Source organism: Bradyrhizobium sp. 61, assembly GCF_023073075.1.
In the GTDB taxonomy this organism is placed as follows: domain Bacteria; phylum Pseudomonadota; class Alphaproteobacteria; order Rhizobiales; family Xanthobacteraceae; genus Bradyrhizobium; species Bradyrhizobium barranii.
The window spans coordinates 112,076-137,067 of sequence record NZ_JADPIU010000103.1 but is presented as its reverse complement, the minus strand read 5'-3'; the positions used below and the strand labels follow the sequence as shown (position 1 = coordinate 137,067).

Annotated in this window: 20 protein-coding genes and 2 pseudogenes; 15 read left to right on the top strand and 7 right to left on the bottom strand. The window is 63.9% G+C overall.

The window, feature by feature from the left end; translation table 11 throughout:
- The first annotated feature begins 3 nt into the window (after window positions 1-3).
- Together IVB46_RS40255 and IVB46_RS40250 are read left to right on the top strand one after the other, a co-directional pair.
- Entirely contained in the window at window positions 4-1,017 is a 1,014-nt protein-coding gene (locus tag IVB46_RS40255; protein ID WP_247310848.1) for a Na+-dependent transporter, read from the top strand.
- A 250-nt stretch (window positions 1,018-1,267) separates the two neighbouring features.
- Window positions 1,268-2,246 (top strand): annotated as a pseudogene (locus tag IVB46_RS40250) (MBL fold metallo-hydrolase).
- Window positions 2,247-2,260: 14 nt separating this feature from the next.
- Here IVB46_RS40250 and IVB46_RS40245 read toward each other — a convergent pair.
- From IVB46_RS40245 to IVB46_RS40235, 3 genes and pseudogenes are all read right to left on the bottom strand, one after another.
- A pseudogene (locus IVB46_RS40245) lies at window positions 2,261-2,483 on the bottom strand (GlxA family transcriptional regulator); the annotation flags it as partial.
- 9 nt (window positions 2,484-2,492) lie between these two features.
- On the bottom strand, window positions 2,493-3,287 hold the full coding sequence (locus tag IVB46_RS40240; protein WP_247310854.1) for a methyltransferase domain-containing protein: 795 nt from the start codon (window positions 3,285-3,287) through the stop codon (window positions 2,493-2,495).
- A gap of 35 nt (window positions 3,288-3,322) precedes the next feature.
- A complete protein-coding gene (locus tag IVB46_RS40235; protein WP_166353085.1) occupies window positions 3,323-4,264 on the bottom strand; it encodes a GlxA family transcriptional regulator in 942 nt (313 codons plus the stop codon).
- Window positions 4,265-4,358: 94 nt separating this feature from the next.
- On the opposite strand from IVB46_RS40235, the gene IVB46_RS40230 reads away from it, so the two are divergent.
- Window positions 4,359-5,042, top strand: coding sequence for a DJ-1/PfpI family protein (locus IVB46_RS40230; protein ID WP_247310858.1), 684 nt, complete (start codon window positions 4,359-4,361; stop codon window positions 5,040-5,042).
- 178 nt (window positions 5,043-5,220) lie between these two features.
- Window positions 5,221-5,868: a glutathione S-transferase gene (locus IVB46_RS40225; RefSeq protein WP_247310860.1), complete on the top strand. Its 648-nt coding sequence runs from the start codon at window positions 5,221-5,223 to the stop codon at window positions 5,866-5,868.
- Between the two features lie 354 nt (window positions 5,869-6,222).
- Here the strand turns inward: IVB46_RS40225 and IVB46_RS40220 are convergent, their stop codons facing one another.
- The gene (locus IVB46_RS40220; protein ID WP_028148726.1) at window positions 6,223-6,630 is read right to left on the bottom strand and encodes an NADH:ubiquinone oxidoreductase subunit NDUFA12; all 408 of its coding nucleotides are present in this window, start codon (window positions 6,628-6,630) and stop codon (window positions 6,223-6,225) included.
- Window positions 6,631-6,877: 247 nt separating this feature from the next.
- Between IVB46_RS40220 and IVB46_RS40215 the strand changes: the two genes are divergently transcribed.
- The 4 genes from IVB46_RS40215 to IVB46_RS40200 all read left to right on the top strand — a co-directional run bounded on the left by IVB46_RS40215 (window position 6,878) and on the right by IVB46_RS40200 (window position 13,508).
- Complete coding sequence (locus IVB46_RS40215; protein WP_247310862.1) at window positions 6,878-7,498, top strand: BA14K family protein; 621 nt, start codon at window positions 6,878-6,880, stop codon at window positions 7,496-7,498.
- A 247-nt stretch (window positions 7,499-7,745) separates the two neighbouring features.
- Window positions 7,746-8,159: a response regulator gene (locus tag IVB46_RS40210; protein WP_028148724.1), complete on the top strand. Its 414-nt coding sequence runs from the start codon at window positions 7,746-7,748 to the stop codon at window positions 8,157-8,159.
- Window positions 8,156-10,414 (top strand): CHASE3 domain-containing protein, encoded by a 2,259-nt coding sequence (locus IVB46_RS40205; protein WP_247310866.1) that lies wholly within the window; start codon window positions 8,156-8,158, stop codon window positions 10,412-10,414. The genes IVB46_RS40210 and IVB46_RS40205 overlap by 4 nt, the downstream gene beginning before the upstream one ends.
- Window positions 10,415-12,671: 2,257 nt before the next feature.
- Window positions 12,672-13,508, top strand: coding sequence for an autotransporter outer membrane beta-barrel domain-containing protein (locus tag IVB46_RS40200; RefSeq protein ID WP_247345369.1), 837 nt, complete (start codon window positions 12,672-12,674; stop codon window positions 13,506-13,508).
- Window positions 13,509-13,523: 15 nt separating this feature from the next.
- Here IVB46_RS40200 and IVB46_RS40195 read toward each other — a convergent pair whose 3' ends face one another.
- A complete protein-coding gene (locus IVB46_RS40195) occupies window positions 13,524-14,420 on the bottom strand; it encodes a DMT family transporter (protein WP_247310873.1) in 897 nt (298 codons plus the stop codon).
- A 745-nt stretch (window positions 14,421-15,165) separates the two neighbouring features.
- Between IVB46_RS40195 and IVB46_RS40190 the strand changes: the two genes are divergently transcribed.
- The 7 genes from IVB46_RS40190 to IVB46_RS40160 all read left to right on the top strand — a co-directional run bounded on the left by IVB46_RS40190 (window position 15,166) and on the right by IVB46_RS40160 (window position 23,716).
- The gene (locus IVB46_RS40190) at window positions 15,166-18,933 is read left to right on the top strand and encodes a vitamin B12-dependent ribonucleotide reductase (RefSeq protein WP_247310876.1); all 3,768 of its coding nucleotides are present in this window, start codon (window positions 15,166-15,168) and stop codon (window positions 18,931-18,933) included.
- A 714-nt stretch (window positions 18,934-19,647) separates the two neighbouring features.
- The gene (locus IVB46_RS40185) at window positions 19,648-20,460 is read left to right on the top strand and encodes a hypothetical protein (protein ID WP_247310878.1); all 813 of its coding nucleotides are present in this window, start codon (window positions 19,648-19,650) and stop codon (window positions 20,458-20,460) included.
- A gap of 189 nt (window positions 20,461-20,649) precedes the next feature.
- Window positions 20,650-21,165: a ParB N-terminal domain-containing protein gene (locus IVB46_RS40180; RefSeq protein WP_247310881.1), complete on the top strand. Its 516-nt coding sequence runs from the start codon at window positions 20,650-20,652 to the stop codon at window positions 21,163-21,165.
- A gap of 77 nt (window positions 21,166-21,242) precedes the next feature.
- Window positions 21,243-22,040 carry a transglycosylase SLT domain-containing protein gene (locus IVB46_RS40175; RefSeq protein WP_247310884.1) on the top strand — a complete coding sequence of 266 codons (798 nt, stop codon included), beginning with the start codon at window positions 21,243-21,245 and terminating at the stop codon, window positions 22,038-22,040.
- 334 nt (window positions 22,041-22,374) lie between these two features.
- Window positions 22,375-22,668 (top strand): hypothetical protein, encoded by a 294-nt coding sequence (locus IVB46_RS40170; RefSeq protein WP_247310887.1) that lies wholly within the window; start codon window positions 22,375-22,377, stop codon window positions 22,666-22,668.
- 38 nt (window positions 22,669-22,706) lie between these two features.
- Window positions 22,707-22,880 (top strand): hypothetical protein, encoded by a 174-nt coding sequence (locus tag IVB46_RS40165; protein WP_166096372.1) that lies wholly within the window; start codon window positions 22,707-22,709, stop codon window positions 22,878-22,880.
- A gap of 143 nt (window positions 22,881-23,023) precedes the next feature.
- Window positions 23,024-23,716 carry a phasin family protein gene (locus tag IVB46_RS40160; RefSeq protein ID WP_247345365.1) on the top strand — a complete coding sequence of 231 codons (693 nt, stop codon included), beginning with the start codon at window positions 23,024-23,026 and terminating at the stop codon, window positions 23,714-23,716.
- A 228-nt stretch (window positions 23,717-23,944) separates the two neighbouring features.
- Here the strand turns inward: IVB46_RS40160 and IVB46_RS40155 are convergent, their stop codons facing one another.
- A complete protein-coding gene (locus IVB46_RS40155; protein WP_014495617.1) occupies window positions 23,945-24,142 on the bottom strand; it encodes a hypothetical protein in 198 nt (65 codons plus the stop codon).
- Window positions 24,143-24,242: 100 nt separating this feature from the next.
- Entirely contained in the window at window positions 24,243-24,539 is a 297-nt protein-coding gene (locus tag IVB46_RS40150; protein ID WP_063983569.1) for a hypothetical protein, read from the bottom strand.
- Window positions 24,540-24,992 lie beyond the last annotated feature (453 nt).

The window sequence follows — 24,992 nt, the reverse complement described above, 5'->3', positions numbered from 1 at the left end:
CCCATGCCCTTCGTTCTTCAAACCGTCTTCGCCCTCCCCCTGCGCGCGCTGACATGGCTCGGCAGCCAGGGCACCCGCGGGGTCGCGGCGGTCGTGTTCGTCGCCGCCGCCGTGCCGCCGCTTGGCGCGCTGCTGCGGCCCTACATCACCGAAGCGATCCTCGTCCTGCTCTGCATCTCCTTCATGCGAGTCGATCTCGCGGCGCTGTACGGTCACCTACGCCGCCCGGCGCTGATTGCGACCGCAACCGCCTGGACTACGATGGGCGTGCCGCTGATCGTCGGACTGATCATCTATGCAGCAGGGCTCAACGACCGCTCGCCCGGCCTTTCCGTTGCCCTGATGCTCCAGAGCATGGCCTCGCCCATGATGGCGTCTCCGGCGCTCGCCGCGCTGATGGGCCTCGATGCCACGCTCGTGCTGGTCACGCTGGTGACCTCCACCGCGCTGGTCCCCTTCACAGCGTCGCTGTTCGCAAGCTTGTTCCTCGACGGCATGCTCAGCGTCACGCCGGCGACGCTCGGCCTGAAGCTGCTCGGCATCCTCGCGGCGTCGCTGCTGGCCGCAACCATCATCCGTTGGGTGTTCGGCGCAAAAGCGATCCAGCGCCACAGGAAGCCGATCGACGGCTTCAATATCATCATCCTCCTGATCTTCGCCGCCGCGATCATGGGCGATGTTGTGAACGATCTGGTGGCGCAGCCGGTGTTCACCATCAGCCTGGCGGCTCTGTCCTTCGCGATCTATTTCACGTTGCTCGCCGTGACCACGCTGCTGTTCCGCCGCATCGGCTATGAGCGCGCACTGGCGCTCGGGCTGATGGTGTCACAGCGCAATCTGGGCCTGATGCTGGCCGCGACCGCCGGCGCGCTGCCGCCCACCACCTGGCTCTATTTCGCGATGACGCAATTTCCGATCCACCTTGCGCCCTACATGCTGACGCCGATTGCACGCCGCTTCACGGCGCGCGCGGACGCGGCGGCTGCAAGCAGCACGACCCAGGGCGTGCGCCAATAAATCCGGAATGAAGCCGGCGCTCTCTGGTTGATGACCAGCCGCGGCCTCCCTCAACAGCGCCGCCAGGGCGCTGATGGAATATCCACGGCCGCTTTTGCCGAACGATTCAAGCGTCTCACCAGATCCAAATGATCCGCTCGGGCACGAAGCTGATCCGCGGGAGCATTCACCGCCCGGGCCGCCAGGCCTACCCGTTCGTGAAGCGTAGTCACGACGGTGCAAGCGCGCCGTGCCAAACGGAGGAAGGGCCATGACCATGTCAGCCAATCAGCAGTCCATGCTCTCACGTCGCGGTTTCTTGCCTCTGCTGCGCAGCCGCCGCCGGCTTCGCCGCGACGGGCGGATGGTTCAGTCCTGCAACAGCCTATGCCAAGGCGCGCAGCATCGTCGACCTGATCCGTGACGAGGCTGCCAAGACCAAGATCAAGGTCCACAAGCTTCGCGGCAATGTCAGCATCCTCGAGGGCTCCGGTGGCAATATCGCGGTGCTGACCGGACGAGACGGCAAGGTGTTCGTCGATGCCGGCATCACGGCCTCACGGCCGCGCATTTTGGAGGCGGCGAACAGTCTCAGCCGCGATCCGATCACGCACCTGATCAACACGCATTGGCACTTCGACCATGCCGACGGCAATGCATGGCTAAACGCAGAGGGAGCCGAGATCACGGCGCACGAAAACACCCACAAGCATCTCATGTCGACACAGAGGGTCGAGGATTGGGATTTCAATTTTACGCCCTCAGCCCTTGCCGCCGTTCCGACCGACATTTTCGACACGGACAAGATCCTGAAGCTGAACGGATCGACGCTTCAGCTCAGATATTACGGACCGGCGCACACCGACAGCGACATATCAGTCAATTTCAGCGAGGCGGACATTCTCCATGTCGGTGACACCTACTGGAATGGCATTTATCCCTTCATCGACTATTCGACCGGCGGAAGCATCGGAGGCATGATCAAGGCCACGGAAGCGAACCTGGCGGCCGCAACGAAGCGGACCATCGTCATTCCCGGCCACGGTACTCCGGTGAGCAACAGGGAAGAGCTGTCGTCCTACCGCGATATGCTGGTCACCATCCGCGACAACGTGGCGAAACTCAAGAGCCAAGGACGCTCGCTCGAAGAAGCGATCTCGGCGAGGCCAACTGCCGCCTTTGATGCCAAATGGGGCCAGTTCATCATTACGCCGGAGTTCTTCGTTCGGCTGGTTTACCAAGGCGTCTGAGGTCAATCGCCGCAAGCCAGGACAGCAGCGCGCCGGCCGTTCGGAGTCTTCAATTCCAAGAGCGATGAGAACTGCGCCGCTGCGCCGATGATACAGCACGAGCTGGCGCGCGGCCTGTTGGGCGATCTCCTCGCCATGGTCCTCGTTGACCATCGCGAGCGCGAGATCGATGCCCGCCGACGTCCCCACATTGCCGTCATGCGTGAAGATCTGGTCCGCCTCGAACTTCACCTAGGGAGGACGCAGTCATAGCGGCGGCGCAGCCGGCTTTGAGGCCCTGAAGAGATAGCGGTTGGTGCTGAAGAAGTATTGTCCCGCCCCGCTGAGATGCTCGAACTCGCTGTGCCATGCTTCGAGATCATCGGCTGAAACGTCGTTCCTGCGGGCGACGAAGTCCCGAATGCCCTGGGCCAGCCCCTTGCTGTAGCTATCGTCATCGTACTGCAAATTCAGGATTGGGAAGACCGACGCACCGTCCAGGTGAAGTCGTGCATCCACCAATCTGCGGGCCATCGACCTCGGGAGACGCGGGTGAGCGCAGTGCGCTTCCCATGATTTCATCACCGCGGCCATACGTTCCGGGCTTTCGGAATGCCACACCACCGCGTCCCAGTCGGTTGCGACAAAAATCGTGCGGCCCCCTGGCTTGAGCACGCGAAATGTCTCTGCGAGGACGCGGTCGACGTCAGGCACGTACTCGGCAACCTGCGTGCACACGACGACATCGAACGACGCATGGGATTGACCCAATTCCGTGGCGTTGCCGATCGCATATGAAATCCAGGCGGAAGCCTTCTGCCGGTTGCAGACCTCGATCAGGTCAGTCGACACATCGATCCCGACGACAGCACCATCAGGCCCAACGATCTGCGCCATGCTCTCGCAGAGATAGCCAGGACCACATCCGATATCGAGCACGCTCTCGCCGGCAGACAGATTGAGCTGCCGAATGGTCTCCGCGCGCTGGGCGGTCACGTCCCCCGTGAGATAAATTCTCTGGAGCCGTTTCGCGTTCTCGTTGCTGTACTCCATCCCGCTCATCTTCGCCTCCACGCTCGAGTGCCAGGTGAGATTGCCTAGCCCGCCCGCGCCGCGCGCCGCAGCGCCTGGGGCGGCTGGCCGAAGGCGCGGATGAAGGCGCGCCGCATGCGCTCGGGGTCGCCAAATCCGGTCGCCTCCGCGACGAGCTCGATCGCCTCGCGCGAGGACTGCACGCGCTCGCGCGCAACCTCGATCCGTAAGCGCTCGATCGCCTTCGACGGCGTCGTTCCGGTCTCGGCGGCAAAGGCGCGGGCAAAATGCCGCGCGCTCATGCCGGCACGATCGGCGAGATCTTCGACCGTAAGCCGGGCATCGAGGTTCTCGCGCGCCCAGGACAGCAGCGCGCCGAAGCGGCCGTTCGGCGTCTTCAATTCCAAGAGCGATGAGAACTGCGACTGGCCGCCGCTGCGGCGATGATACAGCACGAGCTGGCGGGCGGCCTGTTGCGCGATCTCCTCGCCATGGTCCTCGGTGACCATCGCGAGCGCGAGGTCGATACCCGCGGTGATGCCCGCCGACGTCCACACATTGCCGTCATGCGTGAAGATCTGGTCCGGCTCGAACTTCACCTTGGGATAGCGCGCGACGAAATCCCGCGTGCGGCCCCAATGCGTGGTGGCGCGGCGCCCGTCGAGCAGGCCCGCCTCGGCCAGCACATAGGCGCCCGAGCAGACGCTGGCGACCCGCACACCGCGCCGCGCCAGCCGCTGCACGAAGGCGCGCGTGACCTCGCAGCGCGCGGCGTCCGTTACGCCTGCGCCACCCGCGATGACCAGTGTGGTGATCGCGTTCGCCGACTTGAAGTCACGCGCCATCATTTCCACGCCGGACGAGCTGCGCACGGGCCCCGCGTTCAGTGCCAGCACGCGGATGCCGGTGGTCGTCTTGCCCGTGCAGCGCGCCGCGATCTCGAACACCGAGATGGGACCTGCCGCATCGAGCAACTGGAAATCGGGAAAGATCAGGATGCCGATCATGGTTGTGTCCGAAAGTGAGGGAAATACGCCATTTTGGACGGAATGGCATCATGAGAGGCTGCGTCCGTCAAGCTCATCTTTGGAGGACCTGCCCATGTCGTCACCGCTCCAGATCGGTCTTTTGGTGTTTCCGCGCGTCACCCAGCTCGACTTCACCGGTCCCTTGCAGGTGTTCTCCTCCGTCCCCGGCGCCAAGCTGCACCTGATCTGGAAACGGATCGAGCCGGTGCCGAGCGATTCCGTGCTGACGCTGACGCCGACCACGACATTCGCCGACTGTCCGCAGCTCGACGTGATCTGCGTGCCCGGCGGCGGCGGCACCAACGACCTGCTCAATGACGAAGAGGTGCTGGATTTCCTGCGCAGGCAGGCCGAAGGCGCCAAGTACGTCACCTCGGTCTGCACGGGGGCGCTGGCGCTCGGCGCTGCCGGCCTGCTCAAGGGCTACCGCGCCGCCACCCATTGGAGCGCGATGGAGATGCTCGGCCAGTTCGGCGCGACGCCGACCAAGACGCGCGTCTGCATCGACCGCAACCGCGTCACCGGCGGTGGCGTCACCGCCGGGATCGATTTCGCGCTGACGCTGGTGTCGATCCTGGTCGACCGCACCACGGCGGAAGCGATCCAGCTCCAGATCGAATACAACCCCGCCCCGCCGTTCACGTCCGGCTCGCCCGACACCGCGCCGGCGGAAGTGCTGGCCTTGCTGAGAGAGCGCGGCGCCGCAAACCAGGCCCGCCGCCTCGAGGCGGTCAAGCGCGCGGCTGCGCGGGTGTAGAGCAGAGGCTTTGCTCACGCGCCCCGAACGCAGCGCAGCACTTCCCGGGCAATGCAAAGCATCGTCCGGAAGCACCGCACTGCTGACATGACGCTGTCAGGAGCCTGTCGCGACAATCCCGATCGCGCCCAACACCCACGGTCGCTTCCCGGTCGCGTGCGCACAGGAGGATCTGACCATGGCGCGATACCGGCTGCACTGCATCGGGGCTTCGGGCAATTCGTTCAAGGTTGCGCTATTCCTCAGCTGCGCCGGGCTCGACTGGGAGCCGGTCGGCCTCGACTTCGCCGGCGGCGAGACCCGCACGCCTGACTGGCGGGCCGCCACCAATGTCATGGGCGAGGTCCCTGTCCTCGAGGTCGATGGCCGGCAGATGAGCCAGTCCGGTGCGATCCTGCTGTGGCTCGCCGAGACTCACGGCGTGTTCGGTCCGAGACGCGAGGAGACGTTCGAAGCCACGCGCTGGCTGCTGTTCGACAACCACAAGTTCACCGCGAGCTTTGCCCAGCACCGGTTTCAACGCTGCTTCATGCCGGAGCCCGCCCACCCCGCTGTGCTCGCTTACTTGCGCGCGCGGACCGACAGCGCCTTCTCGATCGTCGACAGACACCTCGCCCACCGCAGCTTCATGCTGGGCGATCGGCCGACGATCGTCGATTTCTCAATGTTGGGCTATCTGTACTATCCGACCGAGGAGACGGGCTTTGATCTTGCCGCGACTTTCCCGGCGATTGATGCCTGGCGCCGGCGTGTCGCCGAACTGCCGGGCTGGAAGCCGCCCTATGAGATGATGCCAGTTGGCAACTCACCGACGCTCCATCTCTGAGAAGCGAGCAGAGCAACAGATCAAAGAAAAAGGCCGCTCGGTTTCCCAAGCGGCCTTTCCTGTCTTACGGCGGCTGCACATTCCATCGGGCGATTTCGAACTTCCAGACCGGGGGCCTATCTCCCGATCGAGTCCTCCTCGGCGGCCGCTGCATCTCGGGACAGTCGCGAACTGTTGCCCGAACCGAACGCGATGGTCTCCCATCTCCGTAAGATGGGACCATTGAGCCGCATCGCTCGCGTAGCTGCAACGCCCGCGCAGGCGCTGTCCCCGCTGTTCCCGTTGCCCACAGCAAGGTGAGGCGGATGCTGGTGCATCCACCCCCACGTCAAGATTCGGACGGAGATCGGAAAGCTAGCCAGGCGTCCAGGGCTGATAGTCGCCGGTCGCCTTGGGACGCTTGCCGCTGGCAAGCGTCGAGCCGGAGGGCCGATAGGCGTTCGGCGTGCCGGTGGGGTTCGGCTGGTGCGGCTTTTGCCATTCGCGCGGCTGGTAGTTCTCTTCAGTCGGCGGCACATCGACGACGTGATGCATCCAGCCGTGCCAACCCGTCGGAATGCGGCTCGCTTCGGCGTAGCCGTTGTAGATGACCCAGCGCCGCTCGAAGCCGAGTGTCGGATCGATCGCGCCGCCGCGGGTCCGATAATAGCGGTTTCCCTGCTCGTCCTGGCCGACCAGCTCGCCGTACCGCTTGGTCCAGAGCTGGGTGCCAAAGGTCTGGCCACTCCACCAGGTGAAGAACTTGAGGAAGAACTGTTTCATACGGCTAGGGCCCTGCTTCGTGAGGCCCTGATGCCATCCGGGCGGCGAAATGTCCAGTTCCGCGCGGGCGGCCGTGCCCCCGCAAAATGTGGTGCCCCCGGCGTAAGCCCTGCCGCGAATCGGACGCGATCCGTTCATGCCGGGTACAGCGGCCACATGGAAACCTGCGCCACACGCGCACACCGGCGTGAACCCTGGAACCGCGGGCCCTTCAAGAGGTTTGCTTCAGGGAATAAGGAGTTTGAACATGAAAAGTCTGAGAATTTTGAGCGCCGCGGCAGCGGTGGCGTTGGTCCTTCCGTTGGCGACGCCGAGCTTCGCCCAGGGCCGTGGCGGCCACGGCGGTGGCGGCGGTGGTCATTTTGGCGGTGGTGGCGGCGCCCATTTCGGCGGTGGCGGCGCCCGCATGGGCGGCGGCAGCTTTGGCGGCGCGCGGTTCGGTGGCGGCGGCGGCAATTTCGCAGCCGGAGCCATGCGCCCGAGCGCCGGCCTAGCCATGCGTCCGACCGCAGGAGCCACGTTTAGTGGTGGCGGCGGCCGTCCCCTCGCAGTCGCGGGTAACAACTGGCGCGGCGGCGGTGGCAACTGGCACGGTGGCGGCTGGCGTCGTCACGGTGGCGGTTTCTGGCCGGGCGTCGCAGCCGGTGCTGCGATCGGCGGGCTCGGCTCCTACGCCTACTACGGTGGCGGGTACTACAACGATCCCTACTACTATGGCGACGACAGCTATTATGACGAACCGTCGGTCGCGGTGGTGCCGGACAGCGGTGGTGACTCGTCGGCTTATTGCGCGCAGCGCTACAGATCCTACGATCCGGGTTCGGGCACGTATCTTGGCTATGACGGCCAGCGTCATCCCTGCCCGTAAGCAGATCGACAACGCTTGAAGGAAGAGGCGTCGCATCGGTGCGGCGCCTCTTTCGTTTGTCGCGCGCTCATCGCCAGTTTCGCGCGCAGCCCGCGCATCGCGTGCGACGATCTATACATGCGAGGCGCGAGGGACCTTTATTCACCGCACCGTGCATATCTACAATGATCCAATCCCAAATTGACCCGTCCCGCGATTCGCCTATATCACCGATGGATGTTGGGACTTCGATCTACTGGGAAATGTCATGCCGCGTATCCTCGTGGTAGATGACGATCCGATGGTCGGCGCGACCATCGAGGTTCTGCTCCAGCGTCAGGGCTTCGATGTCACGATGGCTGACGGCGGTGAAACCGGGCTAGCTGCGCTCGAAGCGCAGACGTTTGACGTGATGCTGGTCGACATCTTCATGCCGCACATGCGCGGCTTCGAATCCATCCGCATCTTTCACGAGCGCGCCCCGGCGATCCCTCTGATCGCGATGTCCGGCTACGCCTTCGCCTCGTCCGCCTCGCCCTCCCCCGATTTCCTCCGCATGGCACTGGAACTCGGCGCGACACGCTGCCTGCGCAAGCCGTTCACGCCGGACGCGCTCCTGACCACGATCCGGGAATGCCTCGGCGAGGCCGCGCAGCCGAAGGACAAGAAAGAAGCCCCTTGATCCCAACGCAGCGCGTCATTCTCGGTGCTGGACTTGCAATCCTCCTGATCATCACCGCCGCCTCGATCGGACTCGACGTCAAGTCGCGGTACGATGCCGCCTGGGTCAATCACACTATCGAGACGCAGAAGAAGATCTCCGATCTGCGCGTGCTGATGCGCCACGCCGAGAGCGCCGCGCGCGGCTACGAGATCTATCGCAACCCGAGCTTCAGCGACGAGTTTCAGGCGGTGCACGCCCAGCTCGCGCCGGCGCTCGCCGACCTCAAGCGCAGCCTGCGTGACAATCCGGATCAGGTCGCGCTCATGGAGGGCACCGAGTCGCTGGCGCTGCGCCGGGTCGAGATCGCCGCAGAGGTGATGCGCCTGCGCGCCGAGAACGACCAGGCCGGCGTTGCCGCGCTCCAGGGCAAGGGCGAGGGCCGCGGCCTGATGGACACGGTGATGGGCAATCTCGATCAGCTGAGCGCGGAGGAAGAGCGATTGCTCGCCGCGCGCGCCCTAAGTTCCCGCCGCACCGGCATCGTCTTGCTCGGCATCGACGTGATCGGCGCGCTGGTGATCCTGCTGCTGGTCGCGATGCTGATGCGCGAGAGCCAGCGCACCACGGTCGCGCTGAAGAGCACCCTGCTGGAGACCACGGCGGCGAAGGAGCAACTCGAGGCGGCCGTCGCCGAGCGCACCGAGCATCTCGTCAACGCGCATGACGAGCTGCGGCTGTCGGTGAACGTGCTCCAGAGCACGTTCCACAGCATGGCCGAGGCTGTGCTGGTGATCGACGCCGAGGGCACTGTCCTTCTGTCCAATCCGGCCGCGGAGCGCATCTTGCTGCATCGCGCCGGCATGAGCCTGCGCAATCTGCGCGCCCTGTCCGACGTGTTTCACGGCGACGGCGTCACGCCGCTCAGGGCCGACGAGCTGCCCTCGACGCGCGTGCTGTGCGGCGAGCAGTTCGAGAATCTGGAGATGATCGTCCGCCCGCATAACGGCAACGATCCCCGCCATCTGATGATCAGCGGCCGGCCGATGCGCGACGGACAAGGCAACGTCTCCGGCGCCGTGCTGGTCTATCACGACGCGACCACGTCGCGCGAAACCGAGCGACAGCTGCACCAGTCGCAGAAGCTGGATGCGATCGGCAAGCTGACGGGCGGCGTCGCGCACGACTTCAACAACATGCTCACGGTGATATCAGGCAATACCGAGACGCTGGTGGCGAGCCTGAAGCAGCAGCCCGAGCTCCAGCGCGTGGCGCGGCTGATCGACGATGCCGCCGAGCGCTGCGCCGAGCTGATCCAGCATCTGCTCGCCTTTGCGCGAAGGCAGCCGCTCCAGCCGCGCAATGTCGAGATCAACGGCGCGATCGCCGATATCGCCAAGCTGCTGCGCCCCACCCTCGGCGAGCAGATCCAGATCGAGACCGTGCTGGAACAGGGACCGATGACCGCGCACATCGATCCGTCCCGCCTCACCAACGCCGTGCTCAACATGGCGATCAACGCCCGCGACGCCATGCCGAACGGCGGCAAGCTGCTGCTCGAGACCCACCACGTCGTGCTCGACGAGGCCTATGCGCAGGCCCACGCCGAGGTGCAGCCCGGCCCCTACGTGATGCTCGCGGTCAGCGACACCGGCACCGGCATGTCAGCGGACATCCAGCAGAAGGCCTTCGAGCCGTTCTTCACCACCAAGGAGGTCGGCAAGGGCTCGGGCCTCGGCCTCTCCATGGTCTACGGCTTCGTCAAGCAGTCCGGCGGCCACATCAAGATCTACAGCGAGGAAGGCCACGGCACCACGATCAAGCTCTATCTGCCGCCCGGCGACGGCATGACGGACGCGGCGGCCCCCGTGGCGCCGCAGGCCGAAGGCGGCGCCGAGACCATTTTCGTGGTCGAGGACGACACGCTGGTGCGCAACTTCGTCACCGCGCAGCTGCAGAGCCTCGGCTACGACACGGTCGCCGCGCCCGACAGCCGGGCCGCGCTGGACATGATCGAGGCCGGCCAGGACTTCGACCTCCTGTTCACCGACGTCGTCATCCCCGGCGGCATGAGCGGGCGCGAGCTCGCCGAAGAGGTGGCCAAGCGCCGGCCTGGCGTGAGGGTGCTCTACACCTCCGGCTACACCGACAACGCCATCGTCCACCACGGCAAGCTCGACGACGGCGTGCTGCTGCTGACCAAGCCCTACCGCCGCAACCAGCTCGCCGAGATGATCAGGAAGGCGCTGAACGGCGGCGGGATGACGGCGGGCTAGAGCACTTTCTCACGGCTTCGAAAGCGCGCGGATTGTCTGTGCGCTCGGCTGAGAACTGCACTGAATTACGAATGCTCACTGACGTCATCCGCGGTCTCGCGGCGGGTGTCGATGTTGTTTTCGGGTGACAGGCGACCGAAATCAAACGGTATTCCTGGCAGGCAAGACCATTCTCGTTGAGCCGCTTCGGCGAGCGAATATGTTGCGGTCTGTTTCTGAGGATTTCACCTCGGAATGGCCTGCGGGTCGGTGCCAAGGCTGACGGTAATACAATTGATAATTGAATCGAGAATTGGTTCTTGTCCGACCCGGCGCCGTTTCAGGCTCCCTACATTGTTGGCGAGCACGGCTGTCGCACTGGCGCTGACGATCGTGTCGGTGCGCGCCGACGGCGGCGCTGGCGGAGCCGGTGGCAATGGCACGGGCGGCGGCGGTGGCGCGGCCGGTACCAGCGCCTCTCCTAACGGTGGGAATGGCGGTGACAACGCGACCGGACAAGGCGCGGGCGGCGGCGGCGGCGCTGCCGCAGGCGGCACCGGAGGCTCCGGGGGCACGGCGACCTCGGGCGGCGACGGCGGACTTGGCGGTGACGGCGGCAGCGTTGCCGGTGGCAACGGCGGCAATGGCGGCAACGGCAACTCAGCCCTGACTGCGGGTAGTGGCGGTGGCGGCGGTGGTGGCGGCGAAGGTGCGCTCGGTGCCGGCTCCGGTGGAGCGGGTGGCGCTGGCGGTCACGGCGGCGCCAGCGCGAGCGGCGCCGATGGTTCTGCTGTCATTGGCGGCCTTGATGCGAGCGCGGGAACGGGCAGCAGCGGCATCGGTGGCGGCGGTGGTGCGGGTGGCGCCGGCGTGCAGGTCACCGTCGGCGGCACCACGCTTTCGATAGCGGTGACCGGCGGCGCGGGTGGGGTCGGTGGCCGTGGTGGCGCCGGTGGCAATGGCGGCAATGGAGCCAGCACTCTCTCCCTGGGCGTCGCCGGTCTGACCGGCGGGACCGGTGGCGACGTCCTCGGCAGCGGGGGCGCTGCCGGCGGCGGCGGCAATGGCGGCACCGCCGTGCAGGTCACCAGCGCAGGCACCACGACGGTCCAGCAAACGGTCGCCGGCGGCGATGGCGGCAGCGGCGGGCGCGGCGGTACAGCGGGTCACGGCGGGAGCGGTGGTGCGGGCGCTTCCGGCGCCAATGTTCTCGGCGCGCTCGATGGCGGGACCGGTGGAAACGGCGGCAATAGCGGGGTTGGTGCCGGCGGCAATGGTGCGATCGGCGGCAGCGGTGGCGACGGCATCCAGGTCACGGGTGGCGGCACCGTGACGATTTTGCAAAGCGTCACGGCAGGTACCGGCGGCAGCGGTGGCGCTGGCGGTGCAGGCAGCGCCGGCGGCATGGCCGGCAACGGCGGCAACGCGGGATCCAGCATCGGGCTCGGCGTAGCCGGCGGGCGCGGTGGCAATGGTGGCACCGGCGGCAGCGCCAGCGCCCACGCAGGCGATGGCGCCAATGGTGCCGACGGTGGCGTTGGTCTGCAGGTGACGAGCGGTGGCACGCTCTCAATTTCCCAAACGATCATGGGAGGCGCCGGTGGCAATGGCGGCGCTGGCGGCAACGGCGCCAATGGCGGCGCAAGCGGGATCGGCGGCGCCGGCGGCACAGGCGACAATGGCGCCAACGGGTCCTCCGGCTCCGGCTTTCTCAATGGCAACAACGGTCTGGTTGGTGGCGCTGGCGGCAACGGCGGGAATGGTGGCGCCGGCGGAAATGGCGGCATTGGCGGTAGCGGATCCAGCGGCGGCGATGGTGTCCAGCTCACGAACGGCGGGACCGTTACAGTTTCGGGCAACATCGCCGGAGCCGCCAATCCCGCCGGCGCCACCACGGGCGCGGCGACGTTGACAGGCGCGACCGTGGTCGCGAAGTTCCTGCCCGGCAGCTATGTCTCGAAGACATACACGATCCTGACCGCGGCCGGCGGACGTGGCGGCACGACGTTCGCGGGCATCACCAATGTCGGACTGCCGACGGGCGCCAGCGATACGCTGAGCTATGACGCCAACAACGCCTATCTGAACCTGACGGCCGCCTTCACCAATTACACCGGCCTCAACGTCAACCAGCAGAACGTCGCCAACGCGCTGACCTACGCCTTCAACAACAACGGCGGCCTTCCGATGGGCTTCTTCGGACTCGATCCCACCGGACGCTTATGCGGCGATGTCCACCAAGGCGCTGGCAGCTCCGACCTTCGACCAACGCTGGAGCGTGTGGGCCGCCGGCTTCGGCGGGTCGCAGACCACGGCCGGCAACGCCATCATCGGCTCGAACAACAGCGCGAGCAGCATCTACGGCATCGCGGTCGGTGCGGACTATCGGGTCTCGCCGGACACGCTCGCGGGGTTTGCGCTGGCCGGCGGCCGCACCGGCTTCAACGTCAACGGCCTCGGCTATGGCGGCTCCGACCTGTTCCAGGCCGGCGCCTTCGTTCGCCATAATATCGGTGCGGCCTACATCACTGCTGCGCTGGCTTATGGCTGGCAGGACATCACGACCAACCGCATCGTCACGGTCGCCGGCATCGACCACCTGCGCGCCGAGTTCAATGCGAACGCGTATTCGGGTCGCGTGGAGAGTGGCTACCGCTTCGTCATGCCGACGCTGGGCGGTCTCGGCATCACCCCTTACGCCGCAGGGCAATTCACCACATTCGACCTGCCGGCCTATGCCGAAAATGTCGTCGCCGGTTCGCTGTTGTTTGCACAGACCTATGCCGCGAAGAGCGTGACCGACACGCGCAGCGAGCTCGGCATTCGCACCGACAGATCATTCGCCATGCAGAATGGCATCGTCACGCTGCGCGGCCGCCTTGCATGGGCGCATGATTTTAATCCGGATCGTTCGATTGCCCCGACCTTCCAGTCGCTGCCGGGCGCAAGCTTCGTCGTCAACGGTGCGGCGCAGGCGACCGACTCCGCGCTGACCACGGCCTCGACCGAATGGCAATGGACCAACGGCTGGTCTGCCGCCGCGACGTTCGAGGGCGAGTTCTCGAATGTCACGCAAAGCTATGCCGGCAAGGGCGCGATCCGCTACGCATGGTAATGCCTGGTTCTCGAGCTAGCGCGTCGCCAGCACCACGGCCGCAAGCGTAAAGATCAGCGCGGCGATCTGGCCCGGCCCAAGCGGCTCGCCCAGCGCCAGCGCGGAGGCGACCACGCCAATGACAGGCACCGCCATGGTGCCGATCGCGGCGACCGAGGCCGGCAGCCGCGCAAGTGCTGCGAACCAGCTGACATAGGCAATGCAGAACTGCACCACGGTGGAATAGACCAGTAGCCACCAGCCGACCGGCGTCACCAGCGAAAGATGCGTGGTCTCGACCAAGAGGCCGATGATCGAGATCGGCAGGCAGCCGATCCCGATCTGCCAGGCCGCGGCCGTGATCGGCGGCAGATGGATCGGGTACTTCTTCGAGAACACCGTGCCGACGGCGAAGCCGAGCGCGCCGGCCAGCGCCATGATGATGCCAGGCAGCTTCTCCACGCTCGCGGCAAAGCCGTTGCCGCCCATGATCGAGGCAAGGCCGACGAAGGCCATCACCAGCCCCAGCGTGCGCAGCACGGTCGGCCGCTCGCCCAGCACCGGCCAGGCGATCAGCGAGGCCCAGACCGGCATGGTGTAGGCGATCAGCGCCGCCTCGCTGGCCGGCAGCCAGAGCAGCGCCAGGCCCATCAGCACCATCCAGCCGGTGACGTTGAGGACGGCGGCGGTCAGTAAGCGCGGCCAGATCCCCGGCCCCACCTTGAGGCTCTGCCGGCGGATCAGCGCGAGGGCGGCGAGCAGCACGGCGCCCAGCACGCCGGTCACCCCGCGCAGCGTCAGCGGCGGCAGCTCGGACAGCAGGAACTTCGTCACCGGCCAGTTGAAGCGCCAGCCGATCGAGGTGATGGCGAGGAACATCAGGCCGGCCGGGGCGATGCGCGGTCGCGCATCCCGGCGAGTCGAATCAAGCATGTGGGGTACCCGGCGAAATCGCGGTCAGCTTGGCGCGGATTCGCACCCGCCACCACCACCCCGGCGGGCATGCCTGCCCTCACCTTCCGTAGCCCTACGTGAGTCCCGCTGAGGCAACCCCGGTCCCGAAAAATATACCTGCCCTGTGAACAGCGGGGTGAAGGGTCCGTATCGTCACGGGATGCAAATTTTTTTGGTTGGGAATCCCTGAGGACTCACTGATACTTGGCTCAACAACAGGCGCGGGCTTGCCCCCTGTTATCCCCCGCAATCCACCATATTTAGTATTTGATTCAGGAACTCGCACTAGTTCTTGACGGGCGCAACGGAGAGTCCTAGCTTTCGGTCCGTTCGGCGCGAGTGAGTTTGCGTCCCGCCGGCACTCCCCCAAAGGGTCTCGCAAATCGCCACTCCGCCAAGCCAGCCAAAGGCCGCGGATGAGGGCTTGTCTGCCCTCGAAATGCAGACCTTCGGGCGTCAGAACGGGCCGGCAACAGGCTCGGATGGCATTGGTTGAAGTGGCGTGTGGGGCGTTGAACGCATGTCGCGCACATCCCCTTGGGGGCGGATGGGTGTGGACATGCCGGCGGATGAGAACCATCGCGCCGGGAGAAACTGGGCCGGATCCACCGGCTGAACTGCGAAGCCTTTGGGCCGATGAGGCCCTCGGAGGAATCGCGAACCGAAATAGCGACCCGGGCGCCTTGCGGAGGCAGTCCGGCAGATAAAAGGACGGGGCAAAACCATGCGGATTGAGCGGCGCCACACCACTTCGGGACAGTCACCTTACGCCGGGATCGATTTCCGGCTGACCACGTCGGAGATCCGGAATCCCGACGGCTCGGTCGTGTTCAAGCTTGAGAACGTCGAGGTGCCGACCGAGTGGTCGCAAGTCGCCTCCGACGTGCTCGCCCAGAAGTATTTCCGCAAAGCGGGAGTCGCCGCGCGCCTGAAGAAGGTCGAGGAGGAATCCGTCCCCTCCTTCCTGTGGCGCTCCGTGCCCGACACCGAGGCGCTGGCCGCTCTCCCCGAGAAAGAGCGCTTCGTCAGCGAGCTCTCGGCCAAGCAGGTGTTCGATCGTCTGGCCGGCTGCTGGACCTATTGGGGCTGGAAGGGCAACTACTTCTCCTCCGACGAGGACGCCCAGACCTTCTATGACGAGATCCGCTACATGCTCGCCATGCAGATGGTCGCGCCGAACTCGCCGCAATGGTTCAACACCGGCCTGCACTGGGCCTATGGCATCGACGGCCCCGGCCAGGGCCATTATTACGTCGACCCCTTCACCGGCAAGCTGACCAAGTCCAAATCGGCCTACGAGCACCCGCAGCCGCACGCCTGCTTCATCCAGGGCGTCGGTGACGACCTCGTCAACGAGGGCGGCATCATGGACCTCTGGGTCCGCGAAGCCCGCCTGTTCAAGTACGGCTCCGGCACCGGCTCCAACTTCTCCCGCCTGCGCGGCGAAGGCGAAAAGCTCTCCGGCGGCGGCCGCTCGTCCGGCCTGATGAGCTTCCTCAAGATCGGCGACCGGGCAGCCGGCGCGATCAAGTCGGGCGGCACCACGCGCCGCGCCGCCAAGATGGTCGTCGTCGACGTCGATCACCCCGACATCGAGACCTATATCGACTGGAAGGTGAAGGAGGAGCAGAAGGTCGCGGCTCTCGTCACCGGATCCAAGATCAACCAGAAGCACCTCAAGGCGGTGCTGAAGGCCTGCGTGAATTGCGAAGGCTCGGGCGACGATTGCTTCGATCCCGAGAAGAACCCGGCGCTCCGCCGCGAGATCAAGCTCGCGCGCCGCAGCCTCGTGCCTGACAACTACATCAAGCGCGTGATGCAGTTCGCCAAGCAGGGCTACAAGGACATCCAGTTCGACGTCTATGACACCGACTGGGATTCGGAAGCCTACCTCACGGTATCAGGCCAGAACTCCAACAACTCGGTCTCGCTGAAGGACGACTTCCTGCGCGCCGTGGAAACCGATGGCGACTGGAACCTCGTGGGACGTACGACGAAGAAGATCACCAAGACGCTGAAGGCGCGCGACCTCTGGGAAAAGATCGGCTACGCCGCCTGGGCGTCGGCCGACCCGGGCCTGCACTTCAACACCACCATGAACGACTGGCACACGTGTAAAGCGTCCGGCGACATCCGCGCGTCCAATCCGTGCTCGGAATACATGTTCCTGGACGACACCGCCTGTAACCTGGCGTCTGCGAACCTGCTGACGTTCTACGACACCACGACAAAACAGTTCGACGTCGCCGGCTACGAGCACCTCTGCCAGCTCTGGACCATCGTGCTCGAAATCTCCGTCATGATGGCGCAATTCCCGTCCCGTGCGATCGCCGAGCTCTCCTACGAGTTCCGCACGCTCGGCCTCGGCTACGCCAACATCGGCGGCCTGCTGATGACCATGGGCCTGTCCTATGACAGCAAGGAAGGCCGCGCGCTCTGCGGCGCCCTCACCGCTGTGATGACCGGCATCACCTACAAGACCTCGGCGGAGATGGCTGCCGAGCTCGGCACCTTCCCGGGCTACAAGAAGAACGCCGCGCACATGCTGCGCGTCATCCGCAACCACCGCCGCGCCGCCCACGGCCAGTCCAACGGCTACGAGGCGCTCTCGGTGAACCCGGTGCCGATGGACCTCGTGTCCTGCCCGCAGGCTGACATCGTCACGCGTGCCCAAGCCGCCTGGGATGCGGCGCTCGAGCTCGGCGAGAAGCACGGCTATCGCAACGCCCAGACCACGGTGATCGCGCCGACCGGCACGATCGGTCTCGTCATGGATTGCGACACCACCGGCATCGAGCCCGACTTCGCGCTGGTCAAATTCAAGAAGCTCGCCGGCGGCGGCTACTTCAAGATCATCAACCGCGCGGTCCCCGCGGCGCTGCGCGCGCTCGGCTATCGCGAGAGCGAGATCGCGGAGATCGAAGCCTACGCCGTCGGCCACGGCTCGCTCTCCAACGCGCCGGCCATCAACGCCTCGACGCTGAAGGCCAAGGGCTTTACCGATGAAGCCATCGCCAAGGTCGAAAAGGCCCTGCCGACCGCCTTCGACATCAAGTTCGCCTTCAACAAGTGGACCTTTGGCGAAGACTTCATCCGCGACCAGCTCGGCATCGGTGCCGAGGCGATCGCGGCCCCCGGCTTCGACCTGCTCCAGGCCGTTGGCTTCACCAAGCGCGAGATCGAGGCGGCCAACGTCCACATCTGCGGCGCGATGACGGTGGAAGGTGCCCCGCACCTGAAGGCCGAGCACTATTCGGTGTTCGACTGCGCCAATCCCTGCGGCAAGATCGGCAAGCGCTATTTGTCGGTCGAGAGCCACATCCGCATGATGGCGGCAGCGCAGCCCTTCATCTCGGGTGCGATCTCCAAGACCATCAACATGCCGAACGACGCCACGGTGGAGGACTGCAAGTCCGCCTACATGCTGTCGTGGAAGCTCGCGCTGAAGGCCAACGCGCTTTATCGCGACGGCTCCAAGCTCTCCCAGCCGCTCAACTCGCAGCTCATCGCCGACGATGAGGACGAGGAGGATGCGGTCGAGAGCCTCTACGAGAAGCCGATGGCGGCGCGTGCCACCCAGGTCTCGGAAAAGATCGTCGAGAAGCTGGTCGAGCGCATCATCGTGATGCGCGAGCGCGAGAAGATGCCGGATCGCCGCAAGGGCTACACCCAGAAGGCGGTCGTCGGCGGCCACAAGGTCTACCTGCGGACCGGCGAATATGACGACGGCCGTCTCGGCGAGATCTTCATCGACATGCACAAGGAAGGCGCAGCGCTCCGCTCCTTCATCAACAACTTCGCCATCGCGGTGTCGCTCGGCCTCCAGTACGGCGTGCCGCTCGACGAATATGTCGACGCCTTCACCTTCACCCGCTTCGAGCCGGCGGGCCCCGTGCAGGGCAACGACAGCATCAAGTACGCGACCTCGATCCTCGACTATGTCTTCCGCGAGCTCGCGGTGAGCTACATGTCGCGCTTCGATCTCGCCCATGTCGATCCGACCGAGTCGAACTTCGACGCGCTCGGCAAGGGCGTCGAGGAAGGCAAGGAGCCGGACGAGGCCCAGCACGCGACCAAGCTGGTCTCGCGCGGCCTCACCCGCTCCCGCACCGACAACCTCGTCGTGATGCGCGGCGGCTCCGCCGCGATCGCCCCGGGCAACGACAGCGCCCCGACCGGCGGCAGCAAGGTCACGGCGCTGGCCTCGCACGGCACCTCCGCCCGCGCCGGCGATGCCATCGAAGGCGCCGTCGCCCTGAAGCAGGAAGCCAGCCACGACCTCTCCCCCACGGAGAAGTTAGAGGCGCTCCAGTGGAGCAAGGCCGGCAGCACCGCACAGACGCTCGTCCCCAGCAAGGCCGAGCGCCGCGCGGAAGCCAAGGCCAAGGGCTACGAAGGCGAGATGTGCGGCGAGTGCGGCAACTTCACGCTGGTACGGAACGGGACGTGTATGAAGTGCGATACTTGCGGGTCCACGACGGGGTGTTCGTGAGGGTTTACCTGGACTGAACTTATAAAGGCCGCTCAACAGAGCGGCCTTTATTGCGATCGGACACGCAACCTCTGCGAGCTTCAAATGGAGACGCACCACACACACGAATACCCGTGGATGGCCATTAAAACTTATCGGTGCTTTCGAACAGCCATCGTCCAAAATTGCGACGCCTATTAGCGTTATCGCTATTGTTCTTTTCGTTTTACTCGTTGTCGTTGGTTTTCTAGCGATCGGCTGGTCGCTGGCAGATCTGCTAAGCGGAGATCAAAAGCGAACTGCTGATGCAGCTAAGGCAGCCCTTCCCGTCTTAGCAGGAGTAGTGGGCCTGCCACTCATAGTATGGCGTCTGCTGATTCTCGATCGACAAACAAGAATCAGCGAAGCCAAGACTGACATCGACAGAGAGACACATTACACGTCGATTTTCTCTCGGGCCATCGAACAACTTGGTCAGACCAGAGAACTGAAACGTACTATTAACAACGAGGAAGGCTCTAGCACTACGACAGCCACCGCCCCCAATATTGAAGTTCGACTTGGTGGAATCCATTCTCTTTCGCGGTTAGCCGAGGAAAGCATCCGCGATCAACCGACAATCGAGAATGTACTTCGCTCAAATATCCGAGAGAACTCATGGTCCGATCGCTTAGGGCAAGCTCACGAACGTTCCCTGGTCAAGGCGCAGCACCTCCTGGGTCATCGGGTTCTCTGATGATTACCAGGACAAGGGAAGCCAATGCCGAAAAACACAAATGGATCGAGGAAACGGACGCAAAGATCAAGCAGACTTCTCGCTGGGCTAATAGCCTCCCCGAGACGCGGGTTGATGTGAATGAAGCCGCTGATGGTCTAGAAACTCAAGCATCGAAACGCCCCCTCTCAACCAAATCCTTGCTTTATGAGTGCCTCTTCGTCAGGCGTCACTTCAGCGCCAAGTTTCTCGCGAACATTCGCTTCCGGCGCTTCACATTTGTTCGATGCACATTTGAAACCGACGATGCCAGAGAAATCTCAATAATTAATTCCAACATCATCGACTGCGTTTTCACCGGGATCCCGCTTCAGCTTTCGATTCACGACTCGTTGTTGGGAAACACGAGATTCAAGCGGTGCCTCAATTCAGATATAAGCCTAGTCAATTGCGACACTTACCAACTCGTCTTTGAAGACTCGCCATCCAAGCTCAACGCAGACGGGAGCATTCTCTATGGCTTTAGGTTACCTAGCCGGTATGATAGGAATCACCCCTCCACCATTACATTGAGTTTGGCGGGCACAATTTTTCTCCGCGCGGAGCTTAGAAGCATGAAGCTCTCCGCAGACTCCAATCTACGCGTGATGGCAAATCCGGAGACCGAGATTCTCGACATCAACTCGGAGGACATTGCTGAGTTCTATCCCGACGACCTCAAGGGACTCAAAGCAAACCAGCGATCAATCCATCCTGAGACCGCGGAACGACCACCGACTTGGCCTCCGCTTAACTTACTCGGCGATGATCTCGACGACGATATTCCATTCTAATGAGCAGTCCGTAGCCGCGCCTTCGGCTCGTGTTTGGTAGACGGCGCAATTAAGTGCACTGCCGCCGTAATCGTAGATTGGTTCCGGCATCAACACCCTGCCGCCGAAATTGCCTTTGCGGTCGAGCCCATCCCTCCTAAACTCCGACCCCACCGGCAACGACGGGCCCGGTAGAAGCGGAGTCGAGTTATGCCCACATCGGAAAGCTTCCCGATCGAGAAGATTTTCGTTTCCACGAAAATGAAGAAAGCCATCAAGCCCGAGATCGTCGGGGAGATCGCGGAAAGTATGCTGGACATCGGACAGCAGGCTCCCATTTCCGTTCGGCTCGACGGAGACCGCCTCGTTCTGGTCGAGGGACTGCATCGGCTCGAAGCCTGCAAGGCGCTCGGCGAGACAACCATACTCGGTGTCATCGTCCCGGCGGAGCTTGCGCAACACAGGCCACTGCTGTCCGAAGGACCCGCAGTCGAGGCAGAGCGCATCAAGATGGCGCGATTGAAACAGCTGCGCCTCGAGAAGGAAGCCGCAGAGGCATCGACGGCTGCCTTGAAGAGCGTCAACGGAACGGAAGCGCCGCGCACCCGTCCGACGAAAGGCGTTCGCGACAATCCGAAGGCATCACCGGGCCGGACTGCGGGATCGACACGGAAAACATTGTCGGACTGGATCACGCAGCAAAAGGGCAGCGGCGGCCGCTATTGATGGCGGGCTCCAGATCTTGAGATCACAGCGTCTTGAGATCACAGCTTGAATTGCAGTGACAGTGCTGCGCAAGCGCAATGCCAGGAAAACGCACCCACCTCCTCCCTCGCTTTCGCAACCTCCGAAGAGGCGCTCGGCGGATACGAAAGGCGTTCGCCCGCGCACCGCGGATCGTCCGGATCGCGGCCAGCGTAGCAGTCTTGCTTGCGGCCCTCACCCTCCTCGACATCGCCTATCAAATCATCCGCAAGCCAACCGAACTCTTCGCCTTCGTCGGCCACTCCCTCGACAAGGACCCCGCCGAGATCTGGCGCCAATACGGCCCCCTCTTCCACACCTACTCCACCGCAACAATCACGCCCGAATTGCTGGCCGCGCTGACGCAGGTCGAGAGTTCGGGCAATCCGGTGGCGCGCACCTACTGGCGCTGGCGATGGAGCCTCAATCCGCTCGCGATCTACAAGCCCGCCTCCAGCGCCATCGGCCTTTACCAGATGACCGATCCCGCCTTCGCCGACGCCGCACGGTTCTGTATCCGCGGCAACGCGGTCACGGAGACTGCTTGCGGGTTCACCTTCCTCTACACCCGCGCGATCCCGAGCCACGCCATCGAGCTGGCATCGGTGTATCTGGACCGCAATGTGGCTGACGTCCTCGCCCGCGCGGGCGATGTGAAGGCAAGCGCGCAGCAGCAGCAGGATCTGGCCGCCTTCATCCATCTCTGCGGCGCCGGTCCCGCCACAGCCTACGCACGCCGCAAGTTTCAGATGATGGCCGGCGAGCGGTGCGGCGATCACCTCGTCGCAAGCTATATCTGCGGGGTCAACGCGATGAAGCGGCAATTTCAGCGCCTGGCGGCGGATGACGGCGGTTAGCTTGTAGTCCGTAGGATCGGTAGAGCACTTGCGAAACCCATCGTGCCATGACGGCTATTGATGGGTTTCGCTTCGCTCAGAGGCCTCACGGCTCATCATTCGCCGGCGCGTTGCGGCGTGCTTGTCTTGCGTCTTTTCTGGCAACCCAGTGCGCGCGAAATCGCTTCGCGGCATGAAACGCCCGCGGCGCCACGACCTGAAACGCCATGGAGGCAACGCCGGCGACAAATCCCTTCACCACGTCAAAAGCGAAATCGGGTCCAAAATACTCCCACATGACCCTGCATCCTTCTTCGCGAAGGCACCGCCGGACAGTCGTGGGCTGACATGAAAAATGGAAAGGCCCCGTCCGTCACCGGCGGGGCCTCAAGAAAAATCCCTGCACGCGCCGTTGCGCGCACGCGAAAATCTCTCGGTTCACCCGCTCATGGTGGACACGATGAAAGAGCTGCAAAGCATGGCCGTGCGATTGAAAACGCCCATAGCGATCATCCCTAAATTGCCAAATGCCGACCCGCCGGTGCGCATCGCCGAGCAAGCGCACGAGGGTATAGTGTCGGTGCTAAAGAAGCAGACCCGAGGGCTGCCGTCTGTGTGCCATTTCACAATTGGCGGAAGACTTTTATAAGGCGTGATGAGCAAGCGTGGCCCGCAGGAAGGACCGCCATGAACGGCAATCGCTACTACGGGGTTCGGGTCGAGGGCGCCAAATACGGCGTGGGTTTTGGCTCCGCACTCGCCATCGCAATCTCCTACACCAACAATCATTCGATCCTGTGGGCGATCATCCACGGCATCTTGGGCTGGCTCTACGTGGTCTATGTCGCCCTGTTCGGGTGACGACGAACGCGCGAGGACCAGGACGCCCGTCATTGCGAGCCACCGGGTCCGCGCGGAGCGCGGCCCGATGACAGGCTCTGCGAAGCAGTCCAGGCCGTCACCCGCGAGTTGCGCCTTGCCGATGCCCGGCAAAATCTCACCACATGGCCGCCACGCAAGCGACAACCCACAATCGCGATTTCAGCGCAAACACGACGGAGGCTTGCGGCTTCAGCGATATTCAGGAGTTATTTGCAATGTTGAGTGCGGGCGAAAATAAGACAACGGGAAAATCCGGCCGGCGCGGCGCGAAGAAGAAGGCCGGGCAACGGACCAGGGCCGGCGAGCAACACGCAACTGCGGCCCATCAATTGCCGGATGCCTCGGCGGAGATCAGCCAAGAGAACAAGCAAGAGAGCCCCCAAGAGAACAGGCAAGAGGCCGAGCAAGAGATAAGGCAAGAGACGAGCCGAGAGATCAGTGCTCAGGTACCCTCGGCTGCAGCCTTGCCAGGCGAGGCTTCCGGGATGGAGATCGCTGCAAGCGCGCCCGTCGCACCGGTGGAACCCTCCCAGGCCAGCCCGCAGGCGATTGCCGATGCCTATAGCGACTACACGAGGACGTCGCTTGAGCACGCCTGGAACTTCCTGGGAAAGCTCGCGGCGGCGCGCTCACCCGTCGAGGCCTTTGAGCTTCAGATGGAGTACGCGAAACAGGTGTGCGGATCGTTGATCGCCGAATCCCAGAAGATCGCCGAGTTGCATGGACAATTGACCAGACAAAGGGTCATGCATTTTGAGGGATTCGTGGCCAAGCTCACCCAGACGACGCTCGAAATTCGCGCGACACGTCACTAACGACAACTGCGTATTCCGACACAGCGGGGGGAGCGAGCGTAGCCCGGATGGAGCGACTTGTCCGCCGTAGCTCGAAGAGCGAAGGCGGAAGCGAAATCCGGGCTACCTGCCGCGGTCTCGGCATCGGCTAACGCATGATCCGGAAAAGTGCGAAGCGGTTTTCCGAAAAGATCATGCTCAAACAACAACCTAAAGCGCGATGACGATTCATCCCAATCTCATCGCGCTTTAGCCGGTTGTCTTGGCCCGCTGCACTTCGTGCGGGTGGCGACGATCGCCGCGCCGATTTGACTTGCGAACGTAGGTGACGAGTGCCTCGGGGTTCTCGAGCTTGATCTTCAGCGCCGCGACCAATGCGTCCTCGGCTTCGATCGTGAGCACCTTGGCACGCACCCCGAGCTTCAACCCGACAGTATATGACGTCATGGCAGACTCCACGGGTCCAAGCTTCCATCGTACCTCAATCGGCGTCCCTTCGGAACAGCCCTGCTCGACACATCCCCTTTCGCCGCCGAACAAAACCGGATCACGACCGCTCTACCAGGATCGGTGAACCGAGCTCTTCGAAATGAAAGAGCTGAAAGACCCGCTGGCCGTTGAAGTCGAGCACTCTCAAATCATCGGTCTCGTGCAGATTGCTTTCAACCGCGTGAAAGTGGCCGCCGTAGCGCTCTCTGGCGAGCGACAAGGGAACCTCGAACGCCACGAACTTGCCGATGCCTTTTTGCCTGAGCACCCCAAGGAGCTTCTGGTCGTCCAGGGACTGGTGCGAGGTGAGAATGAGCAGCGGACCGCTCGCCGTGAGCAGCAGAAGCGATTTCATTGGATCCTCCTTTGCGCCCCTCCCTACCTGATCTTCGCCGGGACTCCTTCAGGCGCTCCAGCTCCGTACGAACCTGCGCCTCCATGGCGTCTTGCAATGCGAGTATGCCCCTGCTGGACAATTCTGCGGAGGCCTTTCTGTCCAGATTCTGCTTCCAATCCCGGATGGCTTGCTTGGTGGCCTTTTGGGCCTCCGACGTCGTCTTAACGTACTCCATCATGCAGGCGTCGGCCATTGAGCATGTCTGGCACTCCTGGGGCCGCGGCCGGACCTGAAAGAAGCAGAGCGAGTGTCGCGGTGGAGACCCTCATGGCGCTTCCTCCCGCGATAGCACAGCACGTCGCAGGGATGCCCCGGGGAGCAGCGCCCGGCTGCTTCAGCAACCGTAGCCCGCCATAATTTCTCCTTCGCGCGCGCGTTGTGTTGGACAACGGTGAGGCCTATCCTTCCGAC

Excerpts from the sequence above, each read along its gene's own strand:
- IVB46_RS40255 (WP_247310848.1), top strand. The coding sequence starts at position 4 with ATGCCCTTCGTTCTTCAAACCGTCTTCGCCCTCCCCCTGCGCGCGCTG.
- IVB46_RS40240 (WP_247310854.1), bottom strand. The coding sequence starts at position 3,287 with ATGAGCGGGATGGAGTACAGCAACGAGAACGCGAAACGGCTCCAGAGA.
- IVB46_RS40235 (WP_166353085.1), bottom strand. The coding sequence starts at position 4,264 with ATGATCGGCATCCTGATCTTTCCCGATTTCCAGTTGCTCGATGCGGCA.
- IVB46_RS40230 (WP_247310858.1), top strand. The coding sequence starts at position 4,359 with ATGTCGTCACCGCTCCAGATCGGTCTTTTGGTGTTTCCGCGCGTCACC.
- IVB46_RS40225 (WP_247310860.1), top strand. The coding sequence starts at position 5,221 with ATGGCGCGATACCGGCTGCACTGCATCGGGGCTTCGGGCAATTCGTTC.
- IVB46_RS40220 (WP_028148726.1), bottom strand. The coding sequence starts at position 6,630 with ATGAAACAGTTCTTCCTCAAGTTCTTCACCTGGTGGAGTGGCCAGACC.
- IVB46_RS40215 (WP_247310862.1), top strand. The coding sequence starts at position 6,878 with ATGAAAAGTCTGAGAATTTTGAGCGCCGCGGCAGCGGTGGCGTTGGTC.
- IVB46_RS40210 (WP_028148724.1), top strand. The coding sequence starts at position 7,746 with ATGCCGCGTATCCTCGTGGTAGATGACGATCCGATGGTCGGCGCGACC.
- IVB46_RS40195 (WP_247310873.1), bottom strand. The coding sequence starts at position 14,420 with ATGCTTGATTCGACTCGCCGGGATGCGCGACCGCGCATCGCCCCGGCC.
- IVB46_RS40190 (WP_247310876.1), top strand. The coding sequence starts at position 15,166 with ATGCGGATTGAGCGGCGCCACACCACTTCGGGACAGTCACCTTACGCC.
- IVB46_RS40185 (WP_247310878.1), top strand. The coding sequence starts at position 19,648 with ATGATTACCAGGACAAGGGAAGCCAATGCCGAAAAACACAAATGGATC.
- IVB46_RS40180 (WP_247310881.1), top strand. The coding sequence starts at position 20,650 with ATGCCCACATCGGAAAGCTTCCCGATCGAGAAGATTTTCGTTTCCACG.
- IVB46_RS40175 (WP_247310884.1), top strand. The coding sequence starts at position 21,243 with ATGCCAGGAAAACGCACCCACCTCCTCCCTCGCTTTCGCAACCTCCGA.
- IVB46_RS40170 (WP_247310887.1), top strand. The coding sequence starts at position 22,375 with ATGGAAAGGCCCCGTCCGTCACCGGCGGGGCCTCAAGAAAAATCCCTG.
- IVB46_RS40165 (WP_166096372.1), top strand. The coding sequence starts at position 22,707 with ATGAACGGCAATCGCTACTACGGGGTTCGGGTCGAGGGCGCCAAATAC.
- IVB46_RS40160 (WP_247345365.1), top strand. The coding sequence starts at position 23,024 with ATGGCCGCCACGCAAGCGACAACCCACAATCGCGATTTCAGCGCAAAC.
- IVB46_RS40155 (WP_014495617.1), bottom strand. The coding sequence starts at position 24,142 with ATGACGTCATATACTGTCGGGTTGAAGCTCGGGGTGCGTGCCAAGGTG.
- IVB46_RS40150 (WP_063983569.1), bottom strand. The coding sequence starts at position 24,539 with ATGAAATCGCTTCTGCTGCTCACGGCGAGCGGTCCGCTGCTCATTCTC.